Origin of the sequence: Acinetobacter sp. 10FS3-1 (assembly GCF_013343215.1) — a bacterium.
GTDB classification, from domain to species: Bacteria; Pseudomonadota; Gammaproteobacteria; order Pseudomonadales; family Moraxellaceae; genus Acinetobacter; species Acinetobacter lwoffii_C.
On the sequence record NZ_CP039143.1, the window covers coordinates 2,203,742 to 2,217,202 of the forward strand.

Annotated in this window: 17 protein-coding genes; 11 read left to right on the forward strand and 6 right to left on the reverse strand. The window is 43.0% G+C overall.

Features of this window, described 5'->3' with window-relative positions:
* Positions 1 to 24: 24 nt before the first annotated feature.
* From rplY to panD, 3 genes are all read left to right on the forward strand, one after another.
* Complete coding sequence (gene rplY, locus E5Y90_RS10375; RefSeq protein WP_151204081.1) at positions 25 to 321, forward strand: 50S ribosomal protein L25; 297 nt, start codon at positions 25 to 27, stop codon at positions 319 to 321.
* 19 nt (positions 322 to 340) lie between these two features.
* Positions 341 to 922: an aminoacyl-tRNA hydrolase gene (pth, locus tag E5Y90_RS10380; protein WP_174660161.1), complete on the forward strand. Its 582-nt coding sequence runs from the start codon at positions 341 to 343 to the stop codon at positions 920 to 922.
* Positions 923 to 1,065: 143 nt separating this feature from the next.
* Positions 1,066 to 1,446 (forward strand): aspartate 1-decarboxylase, encoded by a 381-nt coding sequence (gene panD, locus E5Y90_RS10385; protein ID WP_151204079.1) that lies wholly within the window; start codon positions 1,066 to 1,068, stop codon positions 1,444 to 1,446.
* Between the two features lie 75 nt (positions 1,447 to 1,521).
* On the opposite strand, the gene E5Y90_RS10390 is transcribed toward panD, so the two are convergent.
* From E5Y90_RS10390 to E5Y90_RS10405, 4 genes are all read right to left on the reverse strand, one after another.
* A complete protein-coding gene (locus E5Y90_RS10390; RefSeq protein ID WP_174660162.1) occupies positions 1,522 to 2,085 on the reverse strand; it encodes a GDYXXLXY domain-containing protein in 564 nt (187 codons plus the stop codon).
* Positions 2,082 to 3,878, reverse strand: coding sequence for a DUF2157 domain-containing protein (locus E5Y90_RS10395; RefSeq protein ID WP_174660163.1), 1,797 nt, complete (start codon positions 3,876 to 3,878; stop codon positions 2,082 to 2,084). The genes E5Y90_RS10390 and E5Y90_RS10395 overlap by 4 nt, the downstream gene beginning before the upstream one ends.
* Before the next feature lie 112 nt (positions 3,879 to 3,990).
* On the reverse strand, positions 3,991 to 4,602 hold the full coding sequence (locus E5Y90_RS10400) for a LysE family translocator (RefSeq protein WP_151205830.1): 612 nt from the start codon (positions 4,600 to 4,602) through the stop codon (positions 3,991 to 3,993).
* Between the two features lie 49 nt (positions 4,603 to 4,651).
* Positions 4,652 to 5,137, reverse strand: a complete 486-nt coding sequence (locus E5Y90_RS10405; protein WP_151204075.1) for a DUF1289 domain-containing protein — start codon at positions 5,135 to 5,137, stop codon at positions 4,652 to 4,654.
* A gap of 188 nt (positions 5,138 to 5,325) precedes the next feature.
* Between E5Y90_RS10405 and E5Y90_RS10410 the strand changes: the two genes are divergently transcribed.
* The 4 genes from E5Y90_RS10410 (at position 5,326) to E5Y90_RS10425 (ending at position 7,902) form a co-directional block, all read left to right on the forward strand.
* Positions 5,326 to 6,258, forward strand: a complete 933-nt coding sequence (locus E5Y90_RS10410; protein WP_174660164.1) for a rhodanese-related sulfurtransferase — start codon at positions 5,326 to 5,328, stop codon at positions 6,256 to 6,258.
* 206 nt (positions 6,259 to 6,464) lie between these two features.
* Entirely contained in the window at positions 6,465 to 6,743 is a 279-nt protein-coding gene (locus tag E5Y90_RS10415) for an FUSC family protein (RefSeq protein ID WP_151204073.1), read from the forward strand.
* A gap of 89 nt (positions 6,744 to 6,832) precedes the next feature.
* On the forward strand, positions 6,833 to 7,450 hold the full coding sequence (locus E5Y90_RS10420; protein ID WP_174660165.1) for a DedA family protein: 618 nt from the start codon (positions 6,833 to 6,835) through the stop codon (positions 7,448 to 7,450).
* Positions 7,451 to 7,479: 29 nt separating this feature from the next.
* A complete protein-coding gene (locus E5Y90_RS10425) occupies positions 7,480 to 7,902 on the forward strand; it encodes an ABZJ_00895 family protein (RefSeq protein ID WP_151204071.1) in 423 nt (140 codons plus the stop codon).
* Positions 7,903 to 8,565: 663 nt separating this feature from the next.
* On the opposite strand, the gene E5Y90_RS10430 is transcribed toward E5Y90_RS10425, so the two are convergent.
* Both E5Y90_RS10430 and E5Y90_RS10435 read right to left on the reverse strand, forming a co-directional pair.
* Positions 8,566 to 9,090, reverse strand: coding sequence for a YecA family protein (locus E5Y90_RS10430; protein ID WP_174660166.1), 525 nt, complete (start codon positions 9,088 to 9,090; stop codon positions 8,566 to 8,568).
* 71 nt (positions 9,091 to 9,161) lie between these two features.
* On the reverse strand, positions 9,162 to 9,368 hold the full coding sequence (locus E5Y90_RS10435) for a PA3496 family putative envelope integrity protein (protein ID WP_151204069.1): 207 nt from the start codon (positions 9,366 to 9,368) through the stop codon (positions 9,162 to 9,164).
* A 373-nt stretch (positions 9,369 to 9,741) separates the two neighbouring features.
* Between E5Y90_RS10435 and rpoD the strand changes: the two genes are divergently transcribed.
* From rpoD to E5Y90_RS10455, 4 genes are all read left to right on the forward strand, one after another.
* Positions 9,742 to 11,628, forward strand: coding sequence for an RNA polymerase sigma factor RpoD (gene rpoD, locus E5Y90_RS10440; RefSeq protein ID WP_151204068.1), 1,887 nt, complete (start codon positions 9,742 to 9,744; stop codon positions 11,626 to 11,628).
* Positions 11,629 to 11,741: 113 nt separating this feature from the next.
* On the forward strand, positions 11,742 to 12,029 hold the full coding sequence (locus E5Y90_RS10445; protein WP_151204067.1) for a YbeD family protein: 288 nt from the start codon (positions 11,742 to 11,744) through the stop codon (positions 12,027 to 12,029).
* 163 nt (positions 12,030 to 12,192) lie between these two features.
* The gene (gene lipB, locus E5Y90_RS10450; protein WP_174660167.1) at positions 12,193 to 12,852 is read left to right on the forward strand and encodes a lipoyl(octanoyl) transferase LipB; all 660 of its coding nucleotides are present in this window, start codon (positions 12,193 to 12,195) and stop codon (positions 12,850 to 12,852) included.
* Between the two features lie 74 nt (positions 12,853 to 12,926).
* On the forward strand, positions 12,927 to 13,460 hold the full coding sequence (locus E5Y90_RS10455) for a hypothetical protein (RefSeq protein ID WP_174660168.1): 534 nt from the start codon (positions 12,927 to 12,929) through the stop codon (positions 13,458 to 13,460).
* Position 13,461 lies beyond the last annotated feature (1 nt).

The window sequence follows — 13,461 nt, forward strand, 5'->3', positions numbered from 1 at the left end:
TTTAACTTAAATAGGATGTCTATCATGGCAAACTTCGTATTAAACGCAGAAGCACGTGAAGTAGCATTACAAGGGAAAGGTTCGAGCCGCCGCCTTCGCAATGCTGCTAAAGTACCTGCTATCATCTACGGTGGTGCTGCTGAGCCTGTAGCTATTACACTTGAACTTCGTGAGCTTGTTAAAGCTTTAGAAAACAACGCTTTTTTTGAAGAAGTGATTGAAGTTAAAGTAGGTGATAACGTTGAAAACGTGAAAATCCAAGCGTTACAGCGTCACCCAGCTAAAAACACACCAATGCACGCTGACTTCAAACGCGCATAAGTGTTGATGGTGTAAATTAGTGTCTAGTATTTCACTGATTGTCGGTTTGGGTAACCCAGGTTCTGAGTATGCCCAAACCCGCCATAATGCAGGCTTCTGGTTTGTAGAACGTCTTGCAGACCAATATGGCATTAGCCTTAAAAAAGACCCGAAATTTAATGGAATCAGCGGGCGTGGCAATATTGAAGGACAGGATGTTCGTCTTCTCATGCCTACAACCTTTATGAACCTTTCTGGTAAAAGTGTTGTTCCTTTCGCTAAATTCTATAATATCGCACCAGAATCGATCCTGATCGCCCACGATGAGCTGGATATGAATCCCGGCATCATTCGCCTAAAAACTGGCGGTGGCCATGGTGGACATAATGGTTTACGCGATATCGTGCCGCATATCGGTGCAAATTTCCATCGTTTACGTATTGGGATTGGTCATCCGGGCACTAAAGAACGGGTTTCTGGCCATGTTCTGAGTAAGGCACCAAGTAGTGAACAGGGTTTAATGGATGATGCTATTGCGCACGTACTGGCCCGTACCAAAATACTGGTTAACGGTGAAGTACAGCAAGCCATGAATCAAATTAATGCCTATAAACCGAACTGAACATTCAATAATTGCTGGACAATTACGCTTGCCTTGCAAGGCGTTTAGGCGCAAAATGCGCAAGCCTACTCACTGATCCAGTGCCGTAGAAACTGATTCAACCATAAGGTCAAAATCTTAGGTCAACTAAGGGGACGCTAGCCATGCTATCTCGTTTATTAAAATGCAAAATTCACCGCGCTTTTGTTACACATGCAGAATTACACTATGAAGGTTCATGTGCAATTGATGGCGTTTTAATGGATTTGGCTGGCATTCGTGAATATGAAGAAATTCATGTATGGAACGTGACCAATGGTAAACGCTTTACTACTTATGCAATTCGTGGTGAAGATAATTCCGGAATTATTTCGGTGAATGGTGGTGCAGCACATCAGGCCGATGTTGGCGATATCATCATTATTGCCACCTTTGGTGATTTTACCGAAGCTGAAGCCAATGCACATAAACCACGTCTGGTTTATGCAAATCCGGACAATACGGTAAATCACACTGCTAACTGTATTCCAGTACAAGTAGCGTGATTGATCACTCAAGATTCAAAAGCCCGCATCTTGCGGGCTTTTTTATTGCTAAAAATACCTCCCCTCTACAAGAGATCAACTGTCCTGCCACCAGCTTTTACGAGTTTTACAATTCAAGGAGTTAAGCTGCTGATCGACCAGATCCACTAGGACGGCCTCACCATTTTCCTGTACTTTTAATTCAGCAAATTTAGCATTTCGATAACAGGACTCCAGCCCTTCAGCGAACATAAAACTGTTGGCAGCAGGATATAAACTCTCAAAAGTATTACGGGGATTTTTCAAAACAAGCTTGCTAAATGCTGCTGACCCACCAAGAAGCCTTTGATCAAAACTGGTCGTGATCACTCTGCGCTGTTTATCCAGCTGCACATAACTTAGCACCTGGGACTGATTTTCAAAATCGTCAATACGAAGATTCGAAAAAGATCGCTGGCTACTCTGCCTCGCTGCAGCACCAAAATGCAGCTGATAGCTCAGGGCCATATAATCTCCCTGAAGTATAGAGCGCGGATCTACAGGCATCAATTCAACAAACATGCTCTGGCTATTTCTTAAATGCCATTCATGCTGCAAAATCAGCCCACTAAACAAGGCTATATTCAAAATGGCCAAATAAAGAGGAAGAAACTTTTTCATCTGGGCTCTCCTTCTCTACCTTCCAGCATTGGTCGGTTTAAAATATAAGCCAGCAGCAGTACCAGCAGCCCGGATGCAAAAATACTGAGACTTTTAAAAAGAAAGCTTAGACCCAGATTGTAATACAGCATCCATAACCAGAAGACCAGCAGCAAGATGGACAGCGCCTGTATCCAAACGTGCCGATAAACAATCGCCCACGCCATCAGCAGCAGAATTATTAAAATTTCAAAATAGCCCAGCCAGATTAATACTATTCCCAAGACGGGAACCAGCCACAGGAAATGCCGATTAAATTGCTGTTTATATAGCAGAATAAAGCTCAGTAGCCATATTGCCGGTAAAGCATAAAAAACCATGAGATTTTCAAGATAATGATGATCAGCTGGATGAACCACCACCTGCTTAAATAAAGTTTGCAATATCGCCATGGCTGCCAGTATGCAGATCATCCATAACTGTATGCTTTTGCTATAGCGGGATTCCAGCCAATGGCTGGTACTTATTAAAATAACAATGAGAATCAGATAATTGATTGACATTGCAATCAACAACAACTGGTCATGCTGTATTTTTGAATAGAAGGCTGCAATCGCTAAAACATGTGCTATTAATAATTGTAAAACCACCACCCACCAATGCATACGGCTCCGCATACTCAGCAGTGTAATCCCTAGCTGAATCAACCAGATCAGCACCAGGCTATCTGTTAGCCACTCCGTATGAATCAGAACGGCGGCCTGACCACATAGCCACAAACAATACGCAAACTGGCGCAGAAAAACAGAGTTCCTGGTATGAATCAACCAGCAGGCAGCCACGATAAAAACCGCTCCCATAAAAATGGAAAAACTTTTCCAATAGGTCAGTAATAAGGCAGCCAGAATGATTCCAGCAATCCATGCACCTAGCGCCAGTGGAATCACTGAAAACCTGCTTTTGGGGAGGATCTTCATTAATAAGCCACTGATCCCAGCGAACCAAGCAAAGATCAGTACAGCCAGAACCAGCAAGCCTCCGGCTGATTCCTGAAAATGGGACTTGGTCAGATCCAAGATCAGCACACTCATACTCAGCGCGAGTCCAGCCACCAGCAAACTGGTTTCCAGCTGCTTACCAAGGCTATAAAAATAAGCACTGAATATGAGGGGCAAACTTAATACCGAACCTAAATACCAGATAGAGTTCGAGTTGATAAACTGGACCATGCTCACTATAGAAATTATCACCACAGCCACAATCAACAGATAACGCAAAACCGAATAAAATCGCAGTGCATAGAAAAAGCTAACACCGGTGAGTACATTCAGAGTCAACCAATAGGCAGGCTCGGCACGCTCCATCCAGAAGCTCTGCTTGAAATACAGATACAGTGCCAGCTGGCTAATCACACAAAATAAAGCAAAAACACCAATATTCAGACGATACAACCAAGGCAAGAGCAATAAAGCCCACAGTAAAAAAAGCTGATAACTATCCGCCCCTGTTTGATAAATCTGCCCTATCACCGCTAGGCTTAAGCCCAGCATCAGCCCCACAACACCATCTAGACTTTGTCTTACCATTTCTCGTGCACTAAAGCGTATGCTGAGCAATGCCGAAATCAGCACTAAGGCTTGTGGAATCAGGAGCTGTACCCACTTGGGAAGCATCCACCAGTTCGCAGCCAGCAGATATACAATACTGACAGCGATCAGCCGAATTCCAATGATCTGTAGGTATTGAATAACAGCAGGTTGACTAAATAGCAGGGGTGAAAATGGATGGTCTGACTTTATGATTATTTTAGACATTCTGAGCGGTTCAGTTTTATTTGATTTTACCTTAGCATAATTTTTACTGACTCTTCCAGACAGGATCGTTAAATTTTATTTAGCCAGACCCTTGTTTTTATTGATTTTATACTCAAATTAGCAAACTATACATACCATAAAAGGCAACCATGACCAGAATCACACCACACCCTGCCAGCAAATACGGATAAAAACGAGAGTGCGATAAACGGTTAAAACCTAAATACACAATAGATAAGCAAAGAAAGTCCAGTACAACCCAGCTTAAAATCAAAATGATTAAACTCAAATCAAGATTTGGCGTAATCCCGATAAATTGCGGAAAAAAGGCAGCGAAGAAAAGAATATCTTTAGGGTTGGAAATTCCGACCAGAAAGCCGCGACGAAAACCGCCGGATGCTGCCGACAGAGACTGATGTCCCTGTGCTACCTGACCTTGCCAAACTTCTCGGAAAATCTGCAAGCCCAGATAGCCAATATATATGCAGCCCAATAGCTTGATAACATCCCACCATTGTTCATTAATGAGCAGCAAGCCCTTTAGACTGAGTACTGATAGAGCAATGAGCACCAACGAAGCCAGGTTGGTTCCAAAAATAGTCTGTAATGCATGCCGATAACCACCTTTTAAACCAGCACTGGCGACCAGCAACATAACAGGCCCAGGCGTAGCGATCATCATTACGACCGCCAGACAGTACAGCATATATTCACTGATATTCATCCGATTCCTCAGCGATACTTACTCTATTTTTATATTAAAAAAAGAGGACTTAGTCCTCTTCTTGTAAATGAATCAAATGCTGGCCAATGCTATCAGCCCGTAAAAAGGCCAAGTCATAACTGGCTTGGGCCAAGGCCAGCACCCGACGTTCAAACTCCTGCCAAAGAGGACGCACTTGCTTATAATGAATGCCCAGCCCGCTTTCATCGGTGAAATGGCGGTTCTTTTCACACAGCTTTAAAGCATGATACAACTTTCGACCTTTGCTGGCATCATCACGCAAACGTACACGTTTGGAACGGACAAAGTTTTCTACATGCTTTAAATCAGCATGAGGCAGCATCGGCACTAAAATCTGGTCTAACTGTATATCTAGCCGCTGCCAGACCACGCTATGCTGGTCAGCAGTATAAGTATTCCACTGAATGACTTCATGATTAAAACGGCGACAGCCACGACAGACCGCATCTCCAAATACGGTAGAACAACGCCCTGCACAAGGGGTTAAAGATGCAATACGACGATCCGAACTCAAAACTTACTCCAACTGTGCTGCAATTTTTAGCATTTGCATCATTGTCCCAAAATCTTGGGTCGGCATGACTATACACGCTCTCCTGAATGAATTGAAGCCTGTTAAAAGCCGGTGTTTTACTCGCTTATTCACCCGAATCACGTTAAAATATGCGCCTTTTAAACTATCATGCTACGTTGGAGTATTCCATGAACGCTACTGTAGAACAGCTTGCACCTGTAGAACAGCAAGCGACGACTGGTTGGGTTGTTGCCGCACTTTATCAATTCAAAGAAGTTCAGAATCCTGCGAATCTGCAACAACGTCTTTTGGACTTGGTAAATACCATCAACCTTTGCGGTACTCTGATTGTGGCAGGTGAAGGCATTAACGGCACAGTGGCGGGTGACCGTGCTGCTATTGATCGAGTTCATCAGTTCCTGCTTGATGAAGGTTTTGAACAGATGGAATATAAAGAGTCACACAGCTCTGACAAACCCTTCCGGAAAATGAAAATCAAGCTGAAACAGGAAATCGTGACCTTGGGCGTAGAAGTGAAACCACGCGATTTGGTCGGCCACTATCTGGACCCTAAAGAATGGAACGAGCTGATCGCACGTGATGACGTGATTCTCGTCGACACCCGTAACGATTACGAATATAAAGCCGGTACATTTAAAGGTGCGATTGATCCGAAAACTGAAACTTTCCGTGAATTCCCGGAATACGTAAAAAATAATCTGGAACAGCACAAAGATAAGAAAATTGCCATGTTCTGTACTGGCGGAATTCGCTGTGAAAAATCAACTTCTCTCTTGCTTCAAGAAGGCTTTACCGAAGTTTATCACCTGAAAGGCGGCATCTTAAAATACCTGGAAGAGACACCACCTGAAGAAAGCATGTGGGAAGGTGAATGTTTCGTATTTGATGGCCGTACTGCGGTCACACATGGCATGGAAGAAGGCCAGAACACCAAATGTCACGCCTGTGGCTGGCCGTTGAGTCCAGAAGAAGTAGCACTACCGAGCTATGAACATGGTGTTTCCTGCGTGTACTGCATTGATAAAACCACCGAGAAGCAAAAAGAAGGTTTCCGCATGCGCCAATCGCAAATTCTGGCGGCAAAACGTAAACGTCTTTAAACCAAGCTTTGTAAACAAATATATATAAGCCCTCTTCGGAGGGCTTTTTATTTACATAAAAACACATCCGCAATAAAAAGCTTACTAATTATTTACCAAGACACGCATTTTTTTCAGATCAAGCTTGCTAGTCTTATAATCAAGCACCTTTAAACACCTAAGTCTTTCATTAATAACTAAATATTTAAAATGAAAAGGAACGTAAAATGACGAGTTCACTTGCACCGGATTCTGAAAATATTGTCAGATTCCAGACTCAAGAAAATATAAAATTACAACGAATGAATCAGGTTACTGAGGAACTTGAACGCCAGTCACATTTATTTATTGTCATTCTAGGTACCGTGATTGGGGCAATTTTAGCCCTGTTTGTCAGTTATCACATTAATGCTACCGCGGTACATTTTTTATTGCTAAGTGTTTTGCCGATCTGTTTGGCCTATCTATTACGTAAAGTTTATATCTACACCTTAAGTCACAGTTAATTGCTGCGATCTCAGTTATATATCTCAACTTTACTGTATAAAAAATACTCCTTAGCATATGGGGATTATTTTTTATTGACTTATTTACCATGAATCTAACCGAATGGATTATCTCTGTCATGGAAAAACTGGGCTACTTCGGTATTGCCCTGCTGATGTTTCTAGACAATGTCTTCCCTCCTATTCCCTCTGAAATCATTATGCCCTCTGCAGGCTATTCAGCTTCTCAAGGCCAATTGCTTCTAAGCGGAGTGATTATTGCTGGCTCTTTCGGTTCCTTAATCGCTGCCGCTCTCTTGTACTGGATTGGCTATAAATTCAATCATGACAGCATTTTCAAATTCGTCGACCGTTATGGCAAACTCCTGTTTATCAAATCCAAAGATGTTAAAACATCTCTGCAATGGTTTGAAAAGTATGGGCATCGGATTGTATTTTTTGGCCGCATGGTGCCTGCAGTACGCTCCCTGATCAGCATTCCTGCGGGTATGAGCGGTATGCCTTTCTGGAAATTCATGTTCTATAGCAGTTTAGGAACGGTCATCTGGACCACATTTCTGGCCTGTGTCGGTTTTTATTTTGGTGAGAATCAGCAACTGATGCAGCAAATCTTCAGCAAAGTTAGTTATGTAATTCTCTCTATCGTCCTAGTGCTGATTAGCTGGATATTATACCGTAGACACCAGCGTAAAAATCAGCCATCCTGAATCGGACTCTACAAAAGGAGGCTAGAACAATGTCGCATTATCTAAAATATTTTGCCACTATTTATCTTGCCTTGGTGATATTGATTGGCATCCTCATCTATATATTGAATCTGGGAGTCATTATCCTGATCCCGGCCCTGATTGCTGCGGCTTTCCTGAGTGCCCGCCATTTTGTAAAAACACAACAGCGTTTACCCAGCAAAGAAGAGAAAAGTAAACTGGTATGGGGGTCGACCACCATCGCGATGGCTTTCGGGTTTATTTTTCTATTTGTCATGATCTGGCTTCATCCACAAACTGAAGAAGTTTTCCGAACCACAGCTTATGCAGGCAGAGGCCCAAATTCATTTTTGGTCGCCGCCCTGATTGGCTTACATGGCTTAGTCTTTCATATCGCTTATAATGGCTATGCCCGCTACAGTCTGGCCAAATTTCTAAAGAAACCTACTTAAAACTGGCCTTTTCCTGGATGGGTGTCAAAATACTGGCTGGTATCAAATGGCACTCATCCAGTTTATGCTAATGTATCTTGCTGAATATTATAATTCTTAGATTAGCATTTTAATAAAACAGCAAAACTCACTGACCTTCCTCCTCCAGGTTAAGTGAACACAATACATATCCTATTTAAGATAATAAAGTCGGTTGACACTTCATAGATGTTTGCGACATACAGGATAGATCTGGCAAGATTTTTAGCTGACGTGAGGCAGGAAATTTCGCCCTTTTAACTGGAGGACGCATAACGAAATAGCAGCAAAAAATATGCTAATTGATCCTCTACGCAGTATGACTGCAATATGAGCTGCTGATGTAGCAACCCCGATCAAATTTGCACACGAAGCAACACTTACCCAGTAAGGGAGGGGAAAAAAAGCTGGTTTGGGGCTGTCTCGGGGTCAGTGTATTGCTGAGCCTGAGCATCATGGTGTTGTAACTGGTATTCCAAGAGAGAAATCTTACGCGAGATGCTGTACCGCCCTTATGTTTCGGCGAATTCAACAAAAACAACCTTAAAGCCATTCAGATAAAGTCACAACTAAAACCATTGGCTTATCACCAGAATAGCGAGACATAAAAAAAGCACCCAGTGGTGCTTTTTTTATTTTACAGAATTATTCTGGTGTGTGATACATCAGATATAACTCATTCAGGTTTTCCGGGATTTCTTCTGCAAGTTCATCCATAAGCTGACCATTGCGACGGAAAGACTCCATTTGCGGATCTTCTTCATCAATGCCACTAAACACCATAATTGGCAGAGTCAAATCTACCAGCTGTTCTTCAAACTCTTCAGTGAACCAGGCTTCTTCGTTCAGGAACATGGCGTCAACAAAACCTACACTCCAGTCCCCCAGACTAGAATCGGTATCTGCTTCTTCAATCTCGAAGGGGAAACTGATTCCTTCTTCGTTGGCCAAGCTTTGACGAATTGCCTCTAACCATGTTTTTACCTGATTGATGATTTCTGCAGGTACTTTTTTCTGGTTACTTTCAAACAGCTCATCTAACCATTTGTCGAACTGTGGGCCGACAGCAATTGCACACAGGAAACCATGAGTTGCTGCAAAATCCAGACCATACTCATTTTGGTCGCCATCCAGATATTCACTCAACTGGTCTAAATCTAAAGCACTCATTTCATATCCAAACTTAGAAAACCGAAGGGTTTAGCATAGCATTTATTCAGTCCATGCTAAATCCAAATCGGCTAATCTTCCTCATCGAAATCGTCATCATCGTCGAAGTCGTAGTCAAAATCTTTGAGTTCACGTTCCAGTCGGCGCTGAGACAACAACTCATCAATCAGACGGCGTTTTTCCAATGATTCTTTCGCACTCAGCTTACTTGATGCTTCATCAAAATTAACGTCATCATCACCGTAGCTATCATCCAGCTCAAAATCTGTTGAAGACACTAAAACTACCTCGTAGTGAAAAATATAATGGGTCTAGGCGCTATTTATCTTGCCTTCTAAAACTTGTCAAGTTTTATTTATATATTTTGTATGTGTATACCAATTGGCTCTTGTTTTTCTACTACATAATTGTGTATTAATTAGCATATTAGGTATTGAATGTTTTTTATCCACCAGATAAAAGACATTTCTATAAAATAAGATCAGGAAATGCACTTGAAAAGATAAACTTAGGCCTAATATTCATATTCAATTGTACTTTCAAACATTTTGATAAAATCATGCTTGACTGATCAATTCCAAAATTATTTCAGTGAATTGTGCTATGATGCACGGTTTTTCACTGCCACAGATTCAACGAGAGTAAGCAAAGATGAGCGATATGACTTCCCCTACTTCTCAAGTAGCGGCTCTGATTAGCCGAGGCAAAGAACAAGGTTACTTAACCTTCGCTGAGGTTAACGATCATCTCCCGGACTCCATCACAGAAAGCGAACAGATTGAAGACATCATTCAAATGCTGAATGACGTGGGTATTCCTGTCCATGACCGCGCTCCTGAATCTGATGATGCGATGTTTGAGGATAATGCAGAAGCTGCCGATGAAGTTGCAGAAGAAGAAGCTGCAGCGGTACTTGCATCTGTAGAAAATGAACCAGGTCGTACCACTGACCCTGTACGCATGTATATGCGTGAAATGGGGACGGTTGAGCTCTTAACGCGTGAAGGCGAAATTAGCATTGCAAAACGGATTGAAGAAGGTATCCGTGACATTCTGCACTCGATTGCTTACTGGCCAAATGCAGTGGGCGTTGTACTCCAAGAATATAAAGATTATGAAGCCGGCGAACGTCGTCTGGCTGACATTCTGTCAGGGTATTTAGACCCTGAAACTGATGAAGCAATTCCAGAAGTTATCGAAGAGGAAGCTGAGCTTCCAGAGGAAAAAGCATCTGCCGCCAAGTCCACCAAAGAAGTAAAACTGGATGATGACGAGGAAGAGGAAGAAGCTGAAACTGAAGAGGAATCTGAAGCAGATTCAGGTCCGGATCCAGAAATTGCCAGAGCCCGCTTTACTGAACTTTCAGATGCCTGGAAAAACACCAAAGCGGTTCTGGAAAAACACGGCCGCAATAGTAAAGAAGGCGAAGAAGCCCTGCAAGCACTCGCATCTGTGTTCATGATGTTCAAATTTACACCGCGTCTGTTTGATCTGATTTCTGAAATGATTCGTGGTACGCATGAGCAGATCCGTAGTGCAGAACGTGAAGTGATGCGTTATGCAGTCCGTCGTGGCCGTATGGACCGTACCCAGTTCCGTACGACATTCCCGGGCCAGGAATCAAATCCAGCCTGGTTAGATGAGCAAATCGCAAAAGCACCTGCTGATCAGAAAGGCTATCTGGAAAAAGTTCGTGCTGACGTACTGGCCTTCCAGCAAAAAATTGCAGATATTGAAAATGAGCTTGGCTTAAGCGTTCGTGACATCAAAGAGATTGCGAAACGTATGGCGGTAGGTGAAGCAAAAGCGCGTCGTGCCAAGAAAGAAATGGTGGAAGCGAACTTGCGTCTGGTGATTTCGATTGCCAAGAAATACACTAACCGCGGCTTGCAGTTCCTAGATCTGATTCAGGAAGGTAACATCGGTCTGATGAAGGCTGTAGACAAGTTCGAATACCGTCGTGGTTACAAGTTCTCGACCTATGCCACCTGGTGGATTCGTCAAGCGATTACCCGTTCAATCGCAGACCAGGCGCGTACTATCCGTATTCCAGTACACATGATTGAAACTATAAACAAGATCAACCGTGTATCGCGTCAATTGCTTCAGGAAATGGGCCGCGAACCGACTCCTGAAGAACTGGGCGAACGTCTGGAAATGGACGAGGTTAAAGTACGTAAAGTACTGAAAATCGCCAAAGAGCCGATTTCGATGGAAACACCAATCGGTGATGATGAAGATTCGCATCTGGGTGATTTCATTGAGGATAGCAACATCACTTCACCAGTTGATGCAGCAACCTCAGAAGGCTTGAAAGAAGCAACCCGTGAAGTTCTGGAAAATCTGACTGAGCGTGAAGCGAAAGTCCTGAAAATGCGTTTCGGTATCGACATGCCAACGGATCACACGCTGGAAGAAGTCGGTAAACAATTTGACGTAACCCGTGAACGTATCCGTCAGATTGAAGCGAAAGCACTACGTAAATTACGCCACCCTTCCCGTTCTGAACACCTGCGTTCATTCCTGGAAAACGACTAATTCTTAACGCGTGATGGGGACTTGAAAGATTGCTATGGGTCTCCATTATGTATTTAAGAGAATCTCAAAGCCTGCTCTTTTGCAGGCTTTGTCTATAAAATTTGAGGTGAACTATGATAGACCGCACTCCATCTCGCGAACTCCGTGAAGATCTTTGGGTATTTCCAATGGACTACCCAATTAAACTCATTGGTAATGCAGGTACAGAATTGCACGGTGCTGTCGTAGAAATTTTAGTGAAGCATTTTCCTGAATTTGACCAGACGACTTTAAAAGTGCAGCCGTCGCGTACAGGTAAATATCACTCTATTACTGCGCAGCTTCGTTTTGAAGAGCTTGACCAAGTTCATGCGCTTTATGCGGACCTTGCAGCTTGCGAACACATTCGCACAGCGCTGTAATCAGCATAATAAAAAAGCACGCAAATATGCGTGCTTTTTTATGCGCTTTACGCCATGAGCCACAATAAAAAAATAGAACTCGGAGCCTACCCTATTGCTCTATTGGCCTTGCAATTCATTATAATGAATCTGATAAATTTGACCCAAAAAGGACTTTCACAGCGTGGCTGAAACTGTTCAAAAACCTGAATTGATTATCCGTCAGTACAACCAGCTGACGCCTTATGAAGACCGTTTTCTGGAAATGAAACATTTTACCGAAAACCGTGATGCTCATACCCCGGATGAGCTGTGGATTTTACAGCACCATGATGTATTAACCCAAGGTCAGGCAGGTAAACCGGAACATATCCTGATTCCTAGTAATATTCCTGTTATACAAACAGATCGTGGCGGTCAGGTCACCTGGCATGGTCCGGGGCAGCTGGTGGCTTATTTCATGTTTGATCTAAATCGTCTCGGCTGGAATGTGCGTACACTGGTGTCGTATGCCGAACAGCTGATGATTGACCTGTTAAAAAAATATGGTATAGAAGCCTATGCCAAAGCTAATGCACCGGGTGTGTATGTCGCAGAACGCAAGATAGGTTCTTTGGGCTTTAAAATCCGTAAAGGGCGTTCTTACCATGGCTTGGCACTCAATATTGACTGCGAATTGACAGGATTCCAGACCATCAATCCCTGTGGCTACGCTGGGCTGGAAATGGTTCGAATCCATGACCTGCTGAGTCAGCCACCGACATTTGCCGACTTGTGTCAAGATATTATTGAAAGTTTAAGCAGCAGCGGTTACTTTGCACACATTAATATTGAACAAAAATAAAGCCTTTGCATTTCACCTTTAAATAAATTAGAGTATTTACTCTAAACAAATAATACCAAGATAAGGATTATCATGTGATTGCGAAGAAATCCGTAAAACCTGCTTTGCAGCTTGCCTATGTCAAACTGATGATGCATATCATCGGTCGCGGTCTGGTCATGGCCAGTCAGGTAGATGCAGAAATCCAACAGGAAATCACCCAGTTTCCTGCCAATTTTAGCCTTTCAATGAACGTATTTCCGAATGGCCCGGCCTTTGTTGCCAGAGTGACTGAAAACCATCAACTGGAGTTGGTGAAGAACAGCAAGATTAAACCCGATCTCACCATTACCTTTAAGCATTTACACCATGCCTTTCTGGTATTTTCTTTTCAGGAAAGTACTTCACAGGCTTTTGCCAATGACCGGATGATTGCGGATGGCGATATTTCCAATGCGATCCGTCTGGTACGCTGCCTCAATAAAATGGAAGCGTTGATTTTACCGAAATTAGTAGCCGAACTGGCTGTCAAAGAATATCCAAGCGATTTGAGTTTAAAAGAAAAATTAACTGGGGCTGCCAATATCTATCTCAAAGTAGCCCAATCCTATTTCAAGCGGAGTGCATAAC

Excerpts from the sequence above, each read along its gene's own strand:
- E5Y90_RS10395 (WP_174660163.1), bottom strand. The coding sequence starts at position 3,878 with ATGTCTAAAATAATCATAAAGTCAGACCATCCATTTTCACCCCTGCTA.
- rpoD (WP_151204068.1), top strand. The coding sequence starts at position 9,742 with ATGAGCGATATGACTTCCCCTACTTCTCAAGTAGCGGCTCTGATTAGC.
- panD (WP_151204079.1), top strand. The coding sequence starts at position 1,066 with ATGCTATCTCGTTTATTAAAATGCAAAATTCACCGCGCTTTTGTTACA.
- E5Y90_RS10415 (WP_151204073.1), top strand. The coding sequence starts at position 6,465 with ATGACGAGTTCACTTGCACCGGATTCTGAAAATATTGTCAGATTCCAG.
- E5Y90_RS10410 (WP_174660164.1), top strand. The coding sequence starts at position 5,326 with ATGAACGCTACTGTAGAACAGCTTGCACCTGTAGAACAGCAAGCGACG.
- E5Y90_RS10425 (WP_151204071.1), top strand. The coding sequence starts at position 7,480 with ATGTCGCATTATCTAAAATATTTTGCCACTATTTATCTTGCCTTGGTG.
- E5Y90_RS10445 (WP_151204067.1), top strand. The coding sequence starts at position 11,742 with ATGATAGACCGCACTCCATCTCGCGAACTCCGTGAAGATCTTTGGGTA.
- E5Y90_RS10400 (WP_151205830.1), bottom strand. The coding sequence starts at position 4,602 with ATGAATATCAGTGAATATATGCTGTACTGTCTGGCGGTCGTAATGATG.
- E5Y90_RS10430 (WP_174660166.1), bottom strand. The coding sequence starts at position 9,090 with ATGAGTGCTTTAGATTTAGACCAGTTGAGTGAATATCTGGATGGCGAC.
- E5Y90_RS10420 (WP_174660165.1), top strand. The coding sequence starts at position 6,833 with ATGAATCTAACCGAATGGATTATCTCTGTCATGGAAAAACTGGGCTAC.
- E5Y90_RS10390 (WP_174660162.1), bottom strand. The coding sequence starts at position 2,085 with ATGAAAAAGTTTCTTCCTCTTTATTTGGCCATTTTGAATATAGCCTTG.
- rplY (WP_151204081.1), top strand. The coding sequence starts at position 25 with ATGGCAAACTTCGTATTAAACGCAGAAGCACGTGAAGTAGCATTACAA.